Source organism: Oleiagrimonas sp. C23AA (assembly GCF_011759385.1).
In the GTDB taxonomy this organism is placed as follows: Bacteria; Pseudomonadota; Gammaproteobacteria; order Xanthomonadales; family Rhodanobacteraceae; genus Oleiagrimonas.
Map to the genome: position 1 here is coordinate 98833 of NZ_JAARLY010000003.1, position 19007 is coordinate 117839.

Here is a 19007-nt window from a genome sequence, read left to right on the forward strand (position 1 = left end):
GTACTCCTTTCGACGTGCCTTTTCCAGCTACAGCGGGCGCTTGGAGGCGTCGCCGGCCACTTCGCGCACCAGTCGTGGCACCAGATAACCGGGCAGGCGCTGGCGCAGGCCGTCGATCAGTGTCAGGGCGCGTGCATCGTCCACTTCAAAGTGCGCAGCGCCCTGCACGCGGTCCAGCTGGTGCACGTAATAGGGCAGCACGCCGGCGGCAAACAGGGCCTCGGACAGCGCTTCCAGTGCTTGTACGCTGTCATTTACGCCACGCAGCAACACCGACTGGTTGAGCAGGTGGCAGCCGACCTCGCGCAGTTGCGCGCAGGCCTGGCGCACACGGGCGTCGAATTCGTTGGCGTGATTGGCGTGCAGTACCACCACCACTTGTTGCGGCAAGGCTTGCAGCCAGTTCAGCAGATCGGCTTCGATGCGCTCGGGCAGCACCACCGGAAGGCGCGTGTGAATGCGCAAGCGGGTGATGTGGGGCACCTCGGCCAGGCCGTCGGTCAGTTCGCGCAGCTTGTGCGTGGCCAGCGACAAGGGATCGCCACCGGAGAGGATCAGCTCGCTGACCTCGGGGTGCTGGCGCGCGTAATCGAGCGCCTCGCGCCAACGCGCGGCGGCGGCGATTTCCTCGCCATAGGGAAAGTGCCGGCGGAAGCAGTAGCGGCAGTTGATGGCGCAGCTGCCCGAAGCAATCAACAGCGCGCGGCCGTGGTATTTGTGCAGCACCCCGTGCGCCGAGCGCGCATCCATGTCGCCGACCGCGTCGACGCTGAAGCCGGGGGCGATCTCGGTTTCGGCCAACTGCGGCAACACCTGTGCCAGCAGCGGATCGTTGGCATCGCCATGGCGCATGCGCGCGACGAAGCCACGCGGTACGCGCAGCGCAAAGCCGGCATCGTTCTCGGGCAGGCGCTCGGCCAGATGCGACAGCCCGACCAGAGCCAGCAACTGGCGGGCATCGGTGACCGATTCGCGCCACAACTGGCGCCAGTCACCGGTGGCGCCTGCAACAGGCTGCGCGTTGTCTTCGCTTGCGGTTATCATAAGGGGCTTAGGACCGGCGCTTCGGGTGTCGGTGAATCGTCCATTGTAGCCGCCGCGCGCGGCTTTTTCGTATGGGAGCCAACGCATGGCCAGCTACGGACTGAATGATGTAAAGAACGGCCTGAAGGTCATGATGGATGGCGACCCGTACGCCATTGTCGATTGTGACTTCATCAAGCCCGGCAAGGGCCAGGCCTTCACCCGCGTGAAAATGCGCAACCTGAAGAACGAGCGCGTGGTCGAAAAGACCCTGAAGGCCAGCGAGTCGCTGGAAGGCGCCGACGTGATGGATACGGACATGCAGTTCCTGTATTCGGACGGCGAGTTCTGGCACTTCATGGAACCGACCAGCTTCGAGCAGCACCAGGCCGACAAGGCCGCCGTCGGCAATGCCGCACAGTGGCTGAAGGGCGAGGAAGATTGCGTGGTCACGCTGTGGAACGGCACGCCGCTGTCGGTGACGCCGCCCAACTTCGTCGAGCTGAAGATCACCGAGACCGATCCGGGCGTGCGCGGCGATACCTCCGGTGGTGGCGGCAAGCCGGCCACCTTGGAAACCGGCGCGGTGGTGCGTGTGCCGCTGTTCGTGAACCAGGAAGAGATCATCCGTGTCGATACGCGTTCGGGTGAATACGTCTCGCGCGTGAAGTAAGCGCGCTTTCAGTACGACGATGGGGTGGCCCGGTGCCGCCCCGCGTGCCAGACGGTCGGCGGGCCGCTGGTGCGGCGCCATCGGCCCGCCATGAGCGCCCTTCGTGGGCGCTTGTGCCATCTGCCATCGGCACTCATGCATCCCAAGGAGCTGCAAGCATGTCCGAATCCAGCGAACGCACCTTAGTTGACCTGCTGATCGAGCCACGCTGGGTGCTGCCCATCGAGCCCGATGACACCGTGCTGGAAGGCCACGCCGTGGTCGTCGATGGCCAGCGCATCGTCGCCGTGCTGCCCGTGGCCGAGGCGCGCCAGCGGTTTCAGCCGCGCGAGACGGTGAGCCTGCCCGAGCACGTGTTGATGCCGGGCCTGGTCAATGCGCACACGCACAACCCGATGACGCTGCTGCGTGGTGTCGCCGATGATCTGCCACTGATGACCTGGCTCAAGGATCACATCTGGCCGATCGAGGGCAAGGTGATGGGACCGGAGTTCATCCGCGATGGCGTCGAGCTGGCCGTGGCCGAAATGCTGCGCGGCGGCACCACCTGTGCCAACGAGAACTATTTCTTCCCCGATACCATTGGCGCGACCTATCGCCGACTGGGTTTCCGCGCCGTGGTCGGCCTGCCGGTGATCGAGTTCCCGACGCCGTGGGCCAATACCCGGGACGAATATTTCGAGCGCGCGCTGGAAACGCACGACGGTCTGCGCGATGCGCCGCTGCAAACCACCGCCTTCGTGCCGCATGCACCGTACACGGTGTCCGACGACAGCTTCGAGCGTATCCGCGTGCTGTCCGATCAGCTGGATATCCCGGTGCATCTGCACACGCACGAGACGCAGAAGGAAGTCGACGACGGCGTGGCCGAGAGCGGTCTGCGCCCGTTCCAGCGTCTGCAGAAGCTGGGCCTGGTCAACGACCGCCTGATCGCCGTGCACATGGTGGCCGTCAACCAGGCCGAGATCGACGCCTGTGCCGAGGCTGGCGTGTCGGTGGTGCATTGCCCGGAATCCAACCTCAAGCTGGCGTCGGGTTTCTGCCCGGCCGAGGCGTTCCGCAAGGCCGGCGTGAACCTGGCCATCGGCACCGACGGCTGCTCGTCCAACAACGATCTGGACATGTTCGGTGAGATGCGTACCGCCGCGCAGCTGGCCAAGGCGGTGGCAGGCGACGCGGCCGCCTTCAGCGCGGCCTTCGCCTTGCGCGCGGCCACGCTCAATGGCGCCCGCGCCATCGGGCTGGGCGATGAAGTGGGTTCCATCGTCGCCGGCAAGCAGGCCGACCTGACCGCGGTGCGCATGGATCAGCTCGAATCGCTGCCGTTGTACGACGTGCGCTCGCAGCTGGTCTACGCCACCGGCCGTCACCAGGTCAGCGATGTATGGATTGCCGGTCAGCGCAAGCTGACCGATCGCGCGCTGGTGGATATCGACGAGGGTGAGCTGGCCGACCGCACGCGGGCCTGGGGCCAGCGCATCGGCGCCATCTGAGGCAAATCCATGGCGCGCTTTCTGGTGCTGCTAATGCGCCGGCCCACGTTCGACCAGGCCCTGGTGCCGGCGCATCGACGCTTTCTGGCCGAGCTGCGCCAGCAAGGACAGCTGGAGCTGGCTGGGCCCTTCGGCGACGGTACCGGTGGTGCCTATCTGCTGCGTGCCGAAAGCCTGGAGCTGGCCCGGCACATCGCGCATGGCGATCCGCTGCACGTGCACGCCTGCTCGGATGTCTCGGTGCACGCCTGGCAGGCCGAGTAGAATAGGTGCTTGCCGCGCCAGCCGTCGCGCCCGGCGCCGATCTTACGTTTTCATCCAGGTATTCCAACGCTCATGCAAACTGCCAACGTCAGCCCCGAGGAAATTGCCCGTTTCGAGAAACTGGCCGCGCGCTGGTGGGATCCGGACGGCGAGTCGCGCCCGCTGCACGATCTCAATCCGGTGCGCGCGCAGTTTGTCGCCGATCGCTGCACGCTGAAAGGCGCGCGCGTGACCGATGTCGGTTGCGGTGGTGGTCTGCTCTCCGAGGCGCTGGCGCGCGCCGGTGCCGATGTGGTCGGTATCGACATGGGGCAGGCGCTGATCGACGTGGCCTCCCTGCATCTGCACGAGTCGGGCCTGAAGGTCGATTACCGCGTGCAGTCATCGGCCGAGCTGGCCGCCGCCGAGCCGGAAAGTTTCGATGCGGTGTGCTGCATGGAGCTGATCGAGCATGTGCCCGATCCGCAGGCCTTGCTGGCCGACCTGGTAGCCATGCTCAAGCCCGGCGGGCAGCTGTTCGTGTCCACGCTCAACCGCACCCCGGCCGCGTTTGGTGCGGCTATCGTGGGTGCCGAGTACCTGATGAAACTGCTGCCGCGTGGCACGCACCATTACGCGCAGTTCCTCAAGCCCTCGGAGCTGGCGCGACCGCTGCGTCAGTTGGGCATGGAGCTGGAAGAAGTGCGCGGCCTGGGCTACAACCCGGTCAGTCGCAAGGCCTGGTTGACCGATTCGACGGCCGTCAATTACGTGATCGCGGCACGCAAGAGCGCATGATGGATTGGCCCCAACCGTTGCGCGGCGTGTTGTTCGATCTGGACGGCACGCTGCTGGACAGCGCGCCGGATCTTTACGCCGCGCTGGCCGCGCAATGCGCCGAGGAAGGTGTGCCGGCGCCGGCCTTTGCCGCCGTGCGGGAAGTGGTGTCGCGGGGCGCGCGCGCCATGCTGCGCGTGGCCTTTGTGCACGATGAGCCAGCCGCCATCGAAGCGCGCGTGCCGCGTTTTCTTGCCCTTTACGCCGAAGCCCTGGCCACGCACACGCGTATATTCGACGGCGTTGATACCGTACTGGCGGCGCTGGAAGCACGCGGCATCGCCTGGGGCGTGGTCACCAACAAGCCCGAATGGCTGGCCCGCCCGCTGCTTGAGCATCTGGGGCTGGCCTCGCGCGCGGCGTGCATCGTTGGCGGCGATACGCTGGCGGTGAAGAAGCCGGACCCGGCGCCGGTGCTGCATGCCTGCGAGCTGATTGGCCTGACACCCGCGCAGTGCGTGTATGTCGGCGACGATGCGCGCGACGTGATCGCCGGCCATGGCGCCGGCATGCCGGCGGTGGCTGTGTCCTGGGGCTATCTGGATGGCGGTGATCCGCACAGCTGGAACGCCGAGGCGGTTGTCGATACGCCGCAGGCGCTGCTGGCCCTGCTGCAGACCGAGGTAGCCGCATGAACGATGTCGCGCTGCAAAGCTTCGTCAACAAATGGCTGACGGCACGTCCGGCCATGCGCGTGGCGCTGGCCTTTGTCGACCCGGCCGAACGCGATGCGCATGTGGCGCTGGCCGCGTTCGAGCAGGAGCTGATCGAGGCGGCCTATGGCATCAGCGAAACCCATGTCGCGCAGACCAAGCTCAACTGGTGGGCCGAAGAGTTGGCTGGTGCCGCAGCCAGTGGCGGCCGTCATCCGCTGGTGCGGGCGCTGTTTGCCAGCGAGCGTGCGAACCGGGTGCAGGCGCAGCAATGGCTGGCGCCGGTGCTGGCCGCGCAAGGGCATTTCGATCAGGCCACGCCAAGTGATTTCGACGCGCAGCTGGCCCAGGCCGAGCCCTTCCACGGCGCGCTGGCCGAGTTGGAAACCGCGTGGTGGTTTGGTGCCGGGGCCGATGCTTCGCGGGCCGCGCGCATGGCCACGCTTGGCCATGTGCTGGCGATGACCGCGCAGCTGGAACGCTCTGTCGATGGCGAACGCCTGGCTTTGCCCATGGCGCGGCTGGCCCGGCATGACCTCAACAGGGAAGGGCTGAAGTCGGACAATCCGGCGCGACGCGAGGCGGTGCGCGCGCAGCTGACCGATTTGCGTGGCGCCTATCGCAAGGCCTGGGCGCAGCCGGGGCCGCTGTCGGTGTTCCGTGGCCTGCAGGCGCGGGTCGACACGCGTGTGGCCGGCAAGGCGCGAGGGCAGGCCGATCCGCTGGCCGCGCTGTCCGAACGGCTCGCCCAGCCAGGTGGTCCGGCCACGGCATTTGCGGCCTGGTCAGCCACGCGCCAGGCGCGCGCCGCGCAGCGCTGAGGCGTCATGCGCTGCGCACGAACGCAGCGTTTCTCGGCGCGCGCCATTGAGCGGCGCCAGTTCGGCCCCACATCGCGTAGGGTTCGCAAGTTTTGACGGTGGGCGCCTGCCTTGCCCGCCGCAGTATGGGAGTTCGATGATGTCGAGCAATGACAACACCGCGCGCAGCATGCCGGATGTCGCCTCGCAGGCGCGGGCCCAGGTGGCCGGCGCACTGGACTGGGTCGGCATGGCCGGTATCGAGGCGCCGGTCCTGGTTGCCGACGCCGACGGCCAGATCCAGCGCATGGCCGCGCGCGTGGATGCGCAGGTCAACCTGCACCGCGCCGATGCCCGTGGCATCCACATGTCGCGCCTGTATCTGATGGTCGATCAGGCCCTGTCGGCCCAGACGCTGACGCCGCGCATGCTGCGCCAGCTGTTGCGCGGCTTTCTCGACTCGCATGCCGACCTCTCCGATCGTGCGCGCTTGCGCATCCGCTACGATCACCTGGTGCGTCGTGCGGCGCTGAAGAGCGACAACAGCGGCTGGCGCACCTATCCGGTGACGCTGACCGCGCATATGCAGGGCCAGGAGTTCACCCTGGAGCTGTCCACCGAAGTGACCTATTCGTCGACCTGTCCGGCCTCGGCGGCGCTGTCGCGGCAGATGATCCAGCAGCAGTTCGCCAGCGATTTTGCGGAAGGTCAGGCCCTGGATCGCGAGGCGATTCTGGCCTGGCTGGGTAGCGAGCAGGGCATCGTCGCCACGCCGCACGCCCAGCGCAGCATCGCCAGCCTGCGCCTGCAGTTGGGCCCAGGGTTCGAGTTTCATATCGAGGAACTGCTCGACCAGGTCGAGCAGAGCCTGGGCACGCCGGTGCAGACGGCGGTCAAGCGCGAGGACGAACAGGCCTTCGCGCTGGCCAACGGTGGCAACCTGATGTTCTGCGAGGACGCGGCTCGGCGCATTCAGCAGACGCTGGGGCAGGACGAGCGCATTGTCGACTTTGCCGTGCGCGTCGAGCACCAGGAAAGCCTGCATCCGCACGATGCGGTGGCCTATGCCAGCAAGGGTGTCGATGGCGGCCTGGGCGCGGACGCGTTTTGAAGACCGGCACGATGATCGCCGACGTTACATCCAGGTCCATCCAGCAAGGCGCCCACGTGGCGCCTTGTCTGTTTCCGCGCGCTGAATGCTTGATGCATCGCAATGCGCGCCGGCGGCGTGGGGCTCAGTCTTCGTTCATGCCCGGGCCGTGCGCTTGGTCATGCTTGCAGCGACAGCTCACAAAGGTGAAAGTGTCGGGCACCGGATCGATGCCGCCATCGCACAGCGGCTGGCATCGCATCAGGCGCCAGGCGGCGAGAATGGCGCCACGCAAGGGGCCGAAGCGCACTACCGCGACGCGTGCATACGCCGAGCAGGTAGGGTGAAATCGGCAACGCTGCCCGAGCAGCGGGCTGATCAGCCGCTTGTAGACGGACAGCAGTAGAAGCAGGAATCGGGTCACGTGCCAGGATGGGCGCTTGAGGCCGCAAGGAAACCGGTGCGAGGGGCGTCGGTTGGGAGAGACAAGGTGGTTGCTGGTGTAGCCGAACTAGGCTATAACACCCGGCCGCCAAGCCACAATGGTGAAACGGAAATGGCGAAGTCCACGCGCAGTACCGCTCGAGCCACAGGGCAGAAGGGCAACACCGCTGCCAAGGGTAAGCAAGCCATGCCGGAAAAAGCGGGAAACAGCACGCGTTCCGGCGGTACAAACAAGGTGAGCGTCAAGGCCGCATCGGCCAAGCCGGTCGCCAGCAAGACCGCAGCGGCAAGCAAAGCCGCCAGCAAGGCTCCGGCCAAATCGGCGTCCGCCAAGAACGCGGCAGTGAAGAAGGCAGCCAAGGCGCCGATAAAGAAGGCAGCCGCCGCCAGCAAGGCCGATTCGAAAAAAGCCGCCAGCAAGGCCCCTCCGGCCAAGAAGGCGGCCGGCAAGACGCCCGCCAAGAGCGCGGCCAGCAAGACATCATCGCGTCCGGCCAAGGCTCCAGCGGCCACCGGCGCAAGCACGGCCAACGGAGTCGGCGCCGCCAAGGCGGCCAGCTCCGGCGGTCATCCCACAACGCACGAGAAACACGCACGTCCTCGAATGGCTATCGTCGCATCCAACAACGAACCTGGTATCACCAAGGAAGACGGCCGCTACGCGCTGCCTTCCACGGTGGAGATCGAACTGCCGGCCGGTTACCGCCCCTCGAGCAAGGACAACGAGGAGTACATGAACCCGCGGCACCTGGCCTACTTCCGCGCCAAGCTTCGCCATTGGCGTGAGCAACTGGTGGAAGAATCGCGCCAGACCATGGACAACCTGCGCGATGAAGTGCGCGATGTCGGCGATGAAGCCGAACGCGCCACCCGCGAGACTGAAAACTCGCTGGAACTGCGCACCCGTGACCGCTACCGCAAGCTGATCAGCAAGATCGACAAAGCCTTGCGTCGCATCGAGGAAGGCAGCTACGGCTTCTGCGATGAGACCGACGAGGAAATCGGTCTGGAACGGCTGGACGCCCGTCCCATCGCCACGCTGTCGCTGGATGCCCAGGAGCGTCGCGAGCACCTGCAAAAACAGATGGGCGACTGATCAGGGAAGGTCTCCACCGTACGCACTGTGCGTACGGTGGCCTGCAACATGGGCGCCTGTTGTCGCGCCGATGCGGCAAGCCTTGACGATCTGATCGACGCGATCTGATCGACACGCCAACGGCGCCGACCACCTCAGACGGGTGCTCGGCGCCGTTGGCGTGTCTGGCGTTTTGCTCGCTCAGCCCTTGGCCAGCGCCTGGGCGGCGTAGGTCTTGACCGTTTTCAGCATGGCCAGCAGGCCGTTGGAGCGGGTCGGTGACAGGTGCTTGGCCAGGCCGATGTCGCTGACGAAGGTCGGCTCGGTATCCAGAATGGTCTGCGCCGAGCGGCCCGAGTACACCCGCAGCATCAGCGCGATCAGTCCGGAGACGATGGACGAGTCGCTGATCGCCTTGAAGGTCAGGCATTGCGCATCGCCCTCGGGCACCAGCCACACCTGTGACTGGCAGCCGTGCACCTTGAATTCCTCGCGCTTGAGCGCATCAGGGAATTCCGGCAGCTGGCGTCCCAGGTCGATCAGGTACTGATAGCGTTCGGTCCAGTCGCCGAAGAAGGCAAATTCCTCGGCGATTTCGGTCTGCGCCGCGGCGGCGCCTTGCGGGGAGGTATCGTTCATCGGGGCATTATCGCCCAGACCGGACCCCACTTTCAGCGCTGCCGTTCAGCCACGTGCCACGCTCCAGCGCGTGCCCTCGGCGCTGTCTTCGATCACCACCTGCATCGCCGCCAGTTCGTCGCGGATAGCATCGGCGCGGGCAAAATCACGGGCCGCACGCGCCTTTGTGCGCTCGGCAAGCAAGGCCTCGACGCGAGCGGCATCGACCTCATCCTTGCCCTGATCGAACCAGACCGATGGTGCATCCTGCAGCAGACCAAGGGCCATGCCCGCGCCCAGCAGGTTTGCCTTGGCCCGCACGCGATCCTCGCCCTTTGCCTGGCGCGCGGCATCGGCCAGGCGCGCCAGTTCGGCGAAGGCCTGCGGCGTGTTGAGGTCGTCGCACAGCGCTGACTCCACCGCCTCGGGCACGTGCAGCGCGTGCATGTCGATCGGGACATCGTCCAGTTCGCGCAGCACGCCGTACCAACCATCCAGAGTGCGCCTGGCCTGCGTCAGCGCGGCATCGGACCAGTCCAGCGGCTGGCGATAATGCGCTTTCAGCAGCAAAAAGCGCAGTACCTCCGGCGGGTGCTGGTCGAGCAGCTCGTGCAGCACCAGCACGTTGCCCAGCGACTTGGACATCTTCTTGCCGTCGAAGGTGAGCATGCCGTTGTGCAGCCAGTAGCGGGCAAAGGTCGCACCGCCATGGGCGCAGGTGCTCTGCGCGATTTCATTCTCGTGATGCGGAAACTGCAGGTCGATGCCGCCGGCATGGATGTCGATGGTGTCACCCAGGTGAGCGGCGCTCATCGCCGAGCATTCGATGTGCCAGCCAGGGCGGCCGCGGCCCCACGGGCTGTCCCAACCGGGCAGTTCCTGCGAGGAGGGTTTCCACAGCACGAAATCGGCCGGGTTGCGCTTGTAGGGCGCCACCTCGACGCGTGCGCCGGCGATCATCTCGTCCACCGAGCGTCCGGAGAGCTTGCCGTAATCGGCGTAGGAGCCGACGTCGAACAGCACGTGGCCTTCGGCGGCGTAGGCATGACCAGAAGCGATCAGACGCTCGATCATCGCGATGATGGCATCGATATGCGTGGTCGCGGTGGGCTCCACGTCCGGGCGTTGCACGCCCAGGCGATCCATGTCGTCGCGATAGGCCTGGGCGAAGCGGCCGGTGATCTGGCCGATGGCCACGCCCTGCTGCTGCGCGGCGGCGTTGATCTTGTCATCGACGTCGGTGATGTTGCGCGCGTAGACCAGCTTCGGAAAGTGGCGACGCAGCAGCCGCGCCAGCACGTCGAACACTACCGGCGGACGCGCATTGCCGATATGCACATAGTTGTAGACCGTCGGCCCGCACACATACATGGTGACCCGATCGGGGTCCTGTGGCGTGAAGGTTTCCGTACGGCGGCTGAGGCTGTTGTAGAGGCGAATCGGCATGGCGCGCTTGGGTGTCGTCGTCGGCTGCGGGGCAAGCGCCAAATGGTAGCAAGATTGCGCGTGGCATCGCGGTGTGGAGGGCCGATGCGTGAATCGCGCCTAAAGCCCGGGGCCGCGCGGTGGCTTGGATCGCGCGCCGGATGCGTCAACATCGGGGCTGTCACGGTCAACGCTTTTTGGCCGGTATGCGTTTCAAGAAGCACGGGTGATGGCGAGCAGGTGCCATCGCTCCATGCTGGCCGCGCGTGAAGGCTAAAGCGTGTATTCAGTGTGAATTTGATGTAATCGCGACCGTAAATGAGTACCTTCTTCGTGCTCGGTGCAGAGGAAATCATGCGCAAGACTGTCCTTTCCCTTCTCGGTTTGATGTTCATCTCGGTCACGGCGGCCGCCCAGCAGGGTCCGCCCCCGCCTCCGCCAGGTGCCGTTGGCGACAATGTGCATTACGGCTGGGCCGACGTGCTGCGCGTCGATCCGGTGTACCGCACCGTGCGCGTGGAGCGCCCGGTGCAGGATTGCTACGACCAGCGAGTGGTGCATCAGGATCGTGGCAACAGCACGGCCGGCACCATCCTCGGTGCGGTGGTCGGTGGTGTGCTGGGCAATACCATCGGCAAGGGTGACGGCCGTCGCGCGGCGACGGTGGCCGGCGCGGTGGCCGGTGGTGCCATCGGCAATCGCGCCTCCAGCGGCGACCGCAGCTACGAGACGACGCGTACACGTTGCGACGATGTCACCGCCGTGCGCCATGAGCGTCGCGTCGATGGCTACGACGTGGAATACCGTTACCGCGGCCAGGTGTTCATGTCGCGCCTGAACTACGATCCGGGCGAGCGCTTGCGTGTTCGCGTCAGCGTGACGCCGGCCGACTGAGCCGGGCCTCAGGAAGACAGAGCCAGGCCCGGCGGCCTGGCTTGGCGTCAATCACCGTTATGCCAAAAGCTTGTTGCAGCGCGCCAGCAAGCGTGTCATTGTTCGCTCGATCCAAATTCTCAAGCCTTTACCGACCGATGAACGTCGCCGTACCCGCCGCCGCCGAGATTGTCACCAGCGCCTACATGGCCGCTGGCATGACCTCGCGTGCGCGCCGACCGGAGACCGAGCATCCGGCCGGGTAGGCTGTCGCACGCGTTCAACGCCCATCGACGAAAAACCCGGCCTTGTGCCGGGTTTTTTTGTTTTCGCCTTTCGGAATTTGCCATGAGCCTTCGCCACTTCCTCAACACCCAGGATTTCAGTCGCGCCGATCTGGACGCCCTGCTCGATCAGGCCGCTGTCTTCAAGCGTTCGAAGCAGGGCCAGCAGCTGGCCGGCAAGTCGATCGCCTTGTTGTTCTTCAATCCATCGATGCGCACGCGCACCAGTTTCGAGCTGGGCGCGCATCAGCTGGGTGGCAAGGCGATTGTTCTGTCGCCGGGCAAGGACGCCTGGCCGATCGAATTCGAGATCGGGTCGGTGATGGATGGCGATGCCGAAGAGCACATCGCCGAAGTGGCGCGCGTGCTCAGCCGCTATGTCGACCTGATCGGTGTGCGTGCTTTTCCCAAGTTCCAGGACTGGCAGGTCGATCGCCAGGACACCGTGCTCAAGGCATTCGCCAGGTTCGCCACGGTGCCGGTGATCAACATGGAAACCATCACCCATCCGTGCCAGGAAATGGCGCACATCATGGCGCTGCAGGAGCATTTCGGCACCACCGACCTGCGCGGCAAGAAGTACGTGCTGACCTGGACCTACCACCCCAAGCCGCTGAACACGGCGGTGGCCAACTCGGCGCTGACCATCGCCACGCGCTTTGGCATGGACGTGACGCTGCTGTGCCCCACGCCCGAGTACGCGCTGGATGAGCGCTACATGGATATCGGCCACGCCAATGCCGAGGCCACCGGCGGCAGTTTCCGCATGAGCCACGATGTCGACGAAGCCTACGAGGGCGCCCACGTGGTCTACGCCAAGAGCTGGGGCGCCATTCCCTACTTTGGCCAGTGGGAAAAGGAAAAGCCGATTCGCGAGGCGCACAAGCACTTCATGGTCGATGAGGCCAAGATGTCGCGTACCGACCACGCGCTGTTCAGCCATTGCCTGCCGTTGCGCCGCAACGTGAAGGCTACCGACGCGGTGATGGATTCGCCGGCCTGCATCGCCATCGACGAGGCCGAGAATCGCCTGCACGTGCAGAAGGCCATCATGGCCATGCTGGCCGGCCAGGGCTGACGCCGCCGATGTATCTGCCGGCCGCCTTCGAGGAAACGCGTGTCGAAGCGATCGACGCGCTGATCCGCGCCCATCCGTTCGCCACGCTGATCGTCGGCGGGAAAGAGGCGCCATGCGTCGAGCACGTGCCTTTGCTGCGCGATGCCGAGGGTCGCTTGCGCGGCCATGTGGCGGCGGGCAATGCGCTGGCTGCCGCCGACGGTGCTGAGGTCGTGGCGATCTTCCACGGCCCGCAAGCTTATGTCAGCCCCAACTGGTATCCGAGCAAGCATGAGAACGGGCGCGCCGTGCCGACCTGGAACTACGCCGTGGTGCATCTACAGGGCCGGCTGCGAGTGCGTCGCGAGCACGCGTGGCTGCGTGCCTTGTTGAGCGAGCTCACCGATACGTTTGAAGCCGGCCAGGCGCAGCCCTGGCACGTGGACGATGCGCCTGCCGATTACGTCGAGCGGCTGCTTGGCGCCATCGCAGGGCTGGAGATTGAGGTGGACCACGTTAGCGCCAAGTTCAAGCTCAGCCAGAACCACCCGGCGGCCAACCGCCAGGGGGTGATCGACGGGCTGCGCCAGCGCGGGCAGGGCGATGATGTGGCTCTGGCCGGCCTGATGCAGGCGGCGATGCAGGGAACGCAGGCATGAGCGCGCCGCATCCGCATCACTATCGCACCGAGCTGGAATGGACCGGCAACCGCGGCGAAGGCACCCGAACCTACCGCAGCTATCGCCGCGACTACGTGCTGCGTATCGACGGCAAGCCGGACCTGGCCGGTTCGTCCGATGCCACCTTCCACGGTGACGCAGCGCGCCACAACCCGGAAGACATGCTGATGGCCGCGCTGTCGGCCTGCCACATGCTGTCGTACCTGCACATGGCGGCGGTTGGCGGCGTGGTGGTGCTGGCCTATCGCGACCTGGCGCGCGGCCGCATGGTGACGCAAGGCAGCAGCGGCCGCTTTGTCGAGGTGGTGCTCAAACCCGAGGTCAGCATCGACGCGGCCAGCGATGCCGACAAGGCCGTGGCCTTGCATGACGATGCGCACCACGCCTGCTTTATCGCCAATTCCGTGAATTTCCCGGTGCGCTGCGAACCGCGCATCGTGCGCGTCGATACAGACGCACGCCCCGTTTCACCGATCTGACATCTTCGCCCTTCACCTTCTATCTGAAGACATCTATACGCCCATGACCAATGCAACCGCTTCCAAAGACGTCGTCCTCGCTTTCTCCGGTGGCCTGGATACCAGCTTCTGCATTCCCTACCTGAAAGAGCGCGGTTACGCCGTGCACACGGTATTTGCCGACACCGGTGGTGTGGATGCCGAGGAGCGCGCTTTCATCGAGCAGCGCGCCGCCGAACTGGGCGTGGCCAGCCACCGGACCGTCGATGGTGGTCCGGCCATCTGGGAAGGCTTTGTCAAACCGTTCGTGTGGGCGGGGGAAGGCTACCAGGGCCAGTACCCGCTGCTGGTCTCCGATCGCTACCTGATTGTGGAAGCCGCGCTCAAGCGTGCCGCCGAGCTGGGCACCCACATCATTGCTCACGGCTGCACCGGCATGGGCAACGACCAGGTGCGTTTTGACCTGACCGTGAAGGCGCTGGGCGATTACCAGATCATCGCGCCGATCCGCGAAATCCAGAAAGAGCACACGCAGACCCGCGCCTACGAGCAGGCCTATCTGGAAGAGCGCGGCTTTGGTGTGCGCGCCAAGCAGCAAAGCTACACCATCAACGAAAACCTGCTTGGCGTGACGCTGTCCGGTGGCGAGATCGACCAGTGGCAGACCCCAGGCGAGGGCGCGCGCGGCTGGTGTGCGCCGGCCGACCAATGGCCGTCCGACGCGCTGAGCGTCACGCTGGAGTTCAAGCAGGGTGAGGCCGTGTCGCTGGATGGCGAGGCCATGCCCGGCCACGAGATTCTGGCTCACCTCAACCAGTTGTTCGCGCCTTATGGCGTGGGCCGCGGCATGTATACCGGCGACACCACCATCGGCCTCAAGGGCCGCATCGTGTATGAGGCGCCGGGCCTGGTTTCGCTGCTGACCGCGCACCGCGCGCTGGAAGAGGCGGTGTTGTCCAAATCGCAGAACCGCTTCAAGCCCACTGTCGCCCGCCAGTGGGTCGAGGTGGTGTACGAAGGCTTCTTCCACGATCCGGTCAAGGCTGATCTGGAGGCCTATCTGGCCTCCAGCCAGCGCTGCGTCAACGGCAGCGTGACGCTGTCCACCCGGGGCGGCCGTGTTGATGCGGTAGCGGTTAACTCGCCGCATATCCTCAACGCCAAGGGCGCCACCTACGCGCAGTCGGCCGACTGGGGCGTGGAAGAGGCGGAAGGTTTCATCAAGCTGTTCGGCATGAGCTCGACATTGTGGGCCGAGGTGAACCGATGAGCGGGGCGCTGCTGAAAGCCACGCTCACGCACCTGAAAGCCCTGGTCAGTCACGACACCCGCAATCCGCCGCGCCAGATCGGCACCGGCGGCATCTTCGATTATTTGAAGTCGCAGTTGCCGGGGTTTGCTTTCACGCTGACCGATCATGGTGCCGGAGCGGTCAGCCTGCTGGCCGTGCGTGGCAAGCCGCGCCTGTTGTTCAACGTGCATCTGGATACCGTGCCCGATTCGCCGCACTGGAGCGCCAGCCCCTTCGAGCTGCGCGTGGATGAAGAGAAGGCGGTAGGACTGGGCGCCTGCGACATCAAGGGCGCGGCAGCGGCCATGCTGGCCGTAGCCAACGTCAGCGACGGCGATTGTGCGTTTTTGTTTTCCACCGACGAGGAGGCCAATGACGCGCGTTGCGTGCCGGCCTTCGTGCGCGGCGAGCATGCGTTCGAAGCGGTGATCGTCTCCGAACCCACGCAGGTGGAAGCGGTGCTGGCCCATCGCGGCATCAACTCGGTGCGCATGCGTTTCACCGGGCGTGCCGGGCATGCCTCGGGCAAGCAGAGCCTGTCCGACAGCGCGCTGCATCAGGCCGTGCGCTGGGGCGACAAGGCGCTTGATCTGGTCGAGTCGCAGGCGCATCAGCGCTTTGGTGGGTTGACCGGATTGCGCTTCAACATCGGCCGCATCGAGGGCGGCATCAAGGCCAACGTGATTGCGCCGGAAGCCGAGCTCAAGTTTGGCTTCCGCCCGCTGCCGTCGATGGACCCGGACGCGCTGCTGGCCGATTTTGCCGCGCTGGCCGAGCCGGCCGCGGCCGAGTTTGAGGAAACCTTCCGTGGCCCGTCGTGCCCGGCCGGCGACACCGCCGAGGCCGAGAATCGGCGCCTTGCCACGCGCGATCTGGCCGACGAGCTGGGTCTTGCCATCGGCAATGCCGTGGACTTCTGGACCGAGGCCGCGCTGTTCTCCGCAGGCGGCTTCACGACCATGGTGTTCGGCCCGGGCGACATTGCCCAGGCGCACACCGCCGACGAATGGGTGGCGCTGGATCAGCTGTCCGCCTACGCCGATCACCTACATCACATCATCGATCATGGACTCGCATAAGCAGTTAAGGCAGACCATCGTGCGCCTGCTCTCGAGCATGGGCAGCACCAAGGAAATCCAGCAGTACCTGAAACGTTTCTCGCAGCTCGACGCCAAGCGCTTTGCCGTGGTCAAGGTGGGCGGTGCCGTGTTGCGCGACGATCTGGACGCGCTGGCCTCGTCGCTCACCTTCCTGCAGCAGGTCGGCCTGACGCCGATCGTGCTGCACGGCGCCGGCCCGCAACTGGACGCCGAGCTGTCGGCGGCGGGCATCGAAAAGCACACCGTCAATGGCCTGCGCGTGACCTCGCCGGAAGCGATGACCATCGTGCGCCGCGTGTTCCAGGAGCAGAACCTGCGCCTGGTCGAGGCCTTGCAGGAGATGGATGCGCGCGCCACCTCGGTGATCGGCGGCGTGTTCGAGTCGCAATATCTGGACCGTGAGCAGCTTGGTTTGGTCGGACAGGTCAAGCGCGTGAACCTGGCCCCGATCGACGCCAGCTTGCGCGTCGGTTCGATCCCGGTGATCGCCTCGATGGGCGAAACCCCGGATGGGCAGATCCTCAACATCAACGCCGATTTTGCCGCCAACGAGTTGGTGCACGCGCTGGAGCCGTACAAGATCATCTTCCTGACCGGGACGGGTGGCTTGTTGGACGGCAACAACAAGATCATCGACTCGATCAACTTGAGCACCGAGTACGAGCACCTGATGGCGCAACCGTGGCTGCATTCGGGCATGCGCTTGAAGATCGAGCAGATCAAGCAGTTGCTCGACGGGTTGCCGCTGACCTCGTCGGTGTCGATTACCCGTCCGGCGGAGTTGGCCAAGGAGCTGTTCACGCACAAGGGCTCGGGCACACTGGTGCGTCGCGGCGAGCGCGTGCTGCGTTTTGACAGCTGGGAAGGCGTGGACCAGCCGCGCCTGCGTCAGTTGATCGAATCAAGTTTCCGGCGCGGTCTGGCCGAGGACTACTTCGAGCGCATCACGCCGTACCGCGTGTATATCAGCGAGAACTACCGCGCCGCGATGGTGCTGACCGACGAGGGTGGCTTCACCTATCTGGACAAGTTTGCCGTGCTCGACGACGCCCAGGGCGAGGGCATCGGTCGCGCCGTGTGGCAGGTGATGCGCGAGGAAAATCCGAACCTGTTCTGGCGCTCGCGTCACGGCAACCTGGTCAATCCGTTCTATTACGCCGAGTCCGATGGCAGCTATCGCCAGGCGCGCTGGAAGGTGTTCTGGTACGGCTTGAGCGACTTCGGTGACATCGAGCGCTGCGTGCACCACTGCGCCGAGCGTCCGGCCACCCTGATCGATCGTCCATGAGCGGCTTTCTCTCTGCCGTCACTTTGCGCGGTGAGCACGTGGTGCTCGAGCCCCTGGGCATGGTGCACGCCGCGGGCCTGGCCGAGGCCGTGACCGATGGTGATATTCATCGCCTGTGGTTTACCGGCGCCCCGGCGCCGGAAGAGGTGGTTGGGTACATCGCCAAGGCGCAGGCACAGGCCGAGGCGGGCACGGCGCAGGCCTTCGCCGTGCGCCGCGTGGCGGACGGCCAGGTGCTTGGCAGCACGCGCTTTTGCCATGCCGATGCGGAAAATCGGCGGTTGGAGATCGGCTACACTTGGTATGCCAAGCGTGCCCAGCGCACCGCGGTGAACACCGAGTGCAAATACCTGCTGCTCCAGCACGCGTTCGAGACGCTTGAGGCCATTGCCGTGGAGCTTCGCACGCACTGGCTCAATCACCGTTCGCGCGCGGCCATCGAGCGCCTGGGCGCCAAGTGCGATGGCGTGCTGCGCAATCACCGTCGTACACCCGACGGCAGCCTGCGCGACACGGTGGTGTATTCGATTATTGCCGGCGAATGGCCGGCGGTGCGCCAGCACCTGACCTTCAAGCTGCAACAGGATTTTTCGTCATGAGCAAGCGAATCGGCATTGTCGGCGCGCGCGGCCATACCGGCGCCGAGCTGATTGCCCTGATCGCCGCCCACCCCGGCCTTGAGCTGGCCTTTGTCTCCTCGCGTGAGCTGGATGGCCAGCGCGTGGATGCGCATCATCCCGCTTACCAGGGCGCGCTGTGCTACCAGCGCATGGAGCCGGCCGACGTGGCCGCGCAAGGCGCTGACGTGGTGGTGCTGGCATTGCCCAACGGCAAGGCCGCGCCGTACGTCGAGACCATCGATGAGGCCCGGCCGCAGACGGTGATCGTGGACCTGTCGGCCGATTACCGGTTCGACGATGACTGGTACTACGGCCTGCCGGAACTGACCCGCGAGTACTACCGCGGCAGCAAGCGCATCGCCAATCCCGGTTGTTATGCCACCGCCATGCAGCTGGCCATCCGTCCGCTGAAGGACGAACTGGCCGCGCCGCCGGTGTGCTTTGGCGTGTCCGGTTACTCCGGCGCCGGCACCACGCCGTCGGACAAGAACAACCCGGAAAAACTGGCCGACAACCTGATGCCGTACAGCCTGACCGGGCACACCCACGAGCGTGAAGTCAGCCGTCAGTTGGGACTGCCGGTGGAATTCATGCCGCACGTGGCGCCGCATTTTCGCGGTTTGACCATCACCACCAATCTTTACCTGCAACGCCCCATGCAGCGCGAGCAAGTGATGCGCCGCTATCAGGGGCGTTACGAGGGCGAGGCGTTGGTCAAGGTGCTCGATGAAGCGCCCTGGGTCAGCGCCGTTGCCGGCAAGCACCACGCCGAGATCGGTGGTTTTGATGTCGCCACCGGCGGGCGCCGCGTGGTGGTGGTGGCCACGCTGGACAACCTGCTCAAGGGTGCGGCCACGCAGGCCATGCAGAACATCAACATGGCGCTCAGCCTGCCGGAATTGACCGGGATTCCCGTTTCCGCCTGAGCGACATTGGTCGCGCTTTGCGCGCCGCGATGCAACTGAAAGACACGACGAGATCA

Annotated in this window: 22 protein-coding genes; 17 read left to right on the forward strand and 5 right to left on the reverse strand. The window is 65.5% G+C overall.

Annotation, left to right across the window (positions count from 1 at the left end):
* Positions 1 to 27 precede the first annotated feature (27 nt).
* Positions 28 to 1044: an EF-P beta-lysylation protein EpmB gene (gene epmB / locus HBF24_RS05875; RefSeq protein ID WP_167170409.1), complete on the reverse strand. Its 1017-nt coding sequence runs from the start codon at positions 1042 to 1044 to the stop codon at positions 28 to 30.
* A gap of 85 nt (positions 1045 to 1129) precedes the next feature.
* Between epmB and efp the strand changes: the two genes are divergently transcribed.
* The 7 genes from efp to folE2 all read left to right on the forward strand — a co-directional run bounded on the left by efp (position 1130) and on the right by folE2 (position 6833).
* The gene (gene efp, locus HBF24_RS05880) at positions 1130 to 1696 is read left to right on the forward strand and encodes an elongation factor P (RefSeq protein ID WP_167170412.1); all 567 of its coding nucleotides are present in this window, start codon (positions 1130 to 1132) and stop codon (positions 1694 to 1696) included.
* 158 nt (positions 1697 to 1854) lie between these two features.
* Positions 1855 to 3189 carry a TRZ/ATZ family hydrolase gene (locus HBF24_RS05885; RefSeq protein WP_167170414.1) on the forward strand — a complete coding sequence of 445 codons (1335 nt, stop codon included), beginning with the start codon at positions 1855 to 1857 and terminating at the stop codon, positions 3187 to 3189.
* A gap of 9 nt (positions 3190 to 3198) precedes the next feature.
* Entirely contained in the window at positions 3199 to 3453 is a 255-nt protein-coding gene (locus HBF24_RS05890) for a YciI family protein (protein ID WP_167170418.1), read from the forward strand.
* 72 nt (positions 3454 to 3525) lie between these two features.
* Positions 3526 to 4230: a bifunctional 2-polyprenyl-6-hydroxyphenol methylase/3-demethylubiquinol 3-O-methyltransferase UbiG gene (gene ubiG, locus HBF24_RS05895; protein ID WP_167170422.1), complete on the forward strand. Its 705-nt coding sequence runs from the start codon at positions 3526 to 3528 to the stop codon at positions 4228 to 4230.
* The gene (gph, locus tag HBF24_RS05900; protein WP_167170426.1) at positions 4227 to 4904 is read left to right on the forward strand and encodes a phosphoglycolate phosphatase; all 678 of its coding nucleotides are present in this window, start codon (positions 4227 to 4229) and stop codon (positions 4902 to 4904) included. The genes ubiG and gph overlap by 4 nt, the downstream gene beginning before the upstream one ends.
* Positions 4901 to 5743, forward strand: coding sequence for a squalene/phytoene synthase family protein (locus tag HBF24_RS05905; RefSeq protein WP_167170429.1), 843 nt, complete (start codon positions 4901 to 4903; stop codon positions 5741 to 5743). The genes gph and HBF24_RS05905 overlap by 4 nt, the downstream gene beginning before the upstream one ends.
* Before the next feature lie 139 nt (positions 5744 to 5882).
* The gene (gene folE2 / locus HBF24_RS05910; protein WP_167171375.1) at positions 5883 to 6833 is read left to right on the forward strand and encodes a GTP cyclohydrolase FolE2; all 951 of its coding nucleotides are present in this window, start codon (positions 5883 to 5885) and stop codon (positions 6831 to 6833) included.
* Between the two features lie 124 nt (positions 6834 to 6957).
* Here folE2 and yidD read toward each other — a convergent pair whose 3' ends face one another.
* Entirely contained in the window at positions 6958 to 7236 is a 279-nt protein-coding gene (gene yidD / locus HBF24_RS05915) for a membrane protein insertion efficiency factor YidD (RefSeq protein WP_167170432.1), read from the reverse strand.
* Positions 7237 to 7328: 92 nt separating this feature from the next.
* Positions 7329 to 7754, reverse strand: coding sequence for a hypothetical protein (locus HBF24_RS05920; RefSeq protein ID WP_167170435.1), 426 nt, complete (start codon positions 7752 to 7754; stop codon positions 7329 to 7331).
* 106 nt (positions 7755 to 7860) lie between these two features.
* Here HBF24_RS05920 and dksA point away from each other — a divergent pair, with 106 nt between their 5' ends.
* Entirely contained in the window at positions 7861 to 8352 is a 492-nt protein-coding gene (gene dksA / locus HBF24_RS05925; protein WP_167170438.1) for an RNA polymerase-binding protein DksA, read from the forward strand.
* A gap of 180 nt (positions 8353 to 8532) precedes the next feature.
* Here the strand turns inward: dksA and HBF24_RS05930 are convergent, their stop codons facing one another.
* Both HBF24_RS05930 and cysS read right to left on the reverse strand, forming a co-directional pair.
* Positions 8533 to 8970 carry a SufE family protein gene (locus HBF24_RS05930; RefSeq protein ID WP_167170441.1) on the reverse strand — a complete coding sequence of 146 codons (438 nt, stop codon included), beginning with the start codon at positions 8968 to 8970 and terminating at the stop codon, positions 8533 to 8535.
* Between the two features lie 45 nt (positions 8971 to 9015).
* Positions 9016 to 10395: a cysteine--tRNA ligase gene (gene cysS / locus HBF24_RS05935; protein WP_167170444.1), complete on the reverse strand. Its 1380-nt coding sequence runs from the start codon at positions 10393 to 10395 to the stop codon at positions 9016 to 9018.
* 333 nt (positions 10396 to 10728) lie between these two features.
* Here cysS and HBF24_RS05940 point away from each other — a divergent pair, with 333 nt between their 5' ends.
* The 9 genes from HBF24_RS05940 (at position 10729) to argC (ending at position 18951) form a co-directional block, all read left to right on the forward strand.
* Complete coding sequence (locus HBF24_RS05940; RefSeq protein WP_167170447.1) at positions 10729 to 11268, forward strand: glycine zipper 2TM domain-containing protein; 540 nt, start codon at positions 10729 to 10731, stop codon at positions 11266 to 11268.
* 327 nt (positions 11269 to 11595) lie between these two features.
* Positions 11596 to 12609: an N-acetylornithine carbamoyltransferase gene (locus HBF24_RS05945; RefSeq protein ID WP_167170450.1), complete on the forward strand. Its 1014-nt coding sequence runs from the start codon at positions 11596 to 11598 to the stop codon at positions 12607 to 12609.
* A gap of 8 nt (positions 12610 to 12617) precedes the next feature.
* A complete protein-coding gene (locus HBF24_RS05950) occupies positions 12618 to 13247 on the forward strand; it encodes an FMN-binding negative transcriptional regulator (protein ID WP_167170453.1) in 630 nt (209 codons plus the stop codon).
* Positions 13244 to 13747, forward strand: coding sequence for an OsmC family protein (locus HBF24_RS05955; protein ID WP_167170456.1), 504 nt, complete (start codon positions 13244 to 13246; stop codon positions 13745 to 13747). The genes HBF24_RS05950 and HBF24_RS05955 overlap by 4 nt, the downstream gene beginning before the upstream one ends.
* 43 nt (positions 13748 to 13790) lie before the next feature.
* The gene (locus HBF24_RS05960) at positions 13791 to 14996 is read left to right on the forward strand and encodes an argininosuccinate synthase (protein WP_167170459.1); all 1206 of its coding nucleotides are present in this window, start codon (positions 13791 to 13793) and stop codon (positions 14994 to 14996) included.
* Positions 14997 to 15004: 8 nt separating this feature from the next.
* Positions 15005 to 16096 (forward strand): acetylornithine deacetylase, encoded by a 1092-nt coding sequence (locus tag HBF24_RS05965; protein ID WP_167171378.1) that lies wholly within the window; start codon positions 15005 to 15007, stop codon positions 16094 to 16096.
* Positions 16083 to 17405, forward strand: a complete 1323-nt coding sequence (locus HBF24_RS05970; protein ID WP_167170462.1) for an acetylglutamate kinase — start codon at positions 16083 to 16085, stop codon at positions 17403 to 17405. Before HBF24_RS05965 ends, HBF24_RS05970 begins: the two co-directional genes overlap by 14 nt.
* On the forward strand, positions 17402 to 18004 hold the full coding sequence (locus HBF24_RS05975; protein ID WP_167170464.1) for a GNAT family protein: 603 nt from the start codon (positions 17402 to 17404) through the stop codon (positions 18002 to 18004). The genes HBF24_RS05970 and HBF24_RS05975 overlap by 4 nt, the downstream gene beginning before the upstream one ends.
* Positions 18001 to 18951 (forward strand): N-acetyl-gamma-glutamyl-phosphate reductase, encoded by a 951-nt coding sequence (gene argC, locus HBF24_RS05980; protein ID WP_167170466.1) that lies wholly within the window; start codon positions 18001 to 18003, stop codon positions 18949 to 18951. Before HBF24_RS05975 ends, argC begins: the two co-directional genes overlap by 4 nt.
* Positions 18952 to 19007 lie beyond the last annotated feature (56 nt).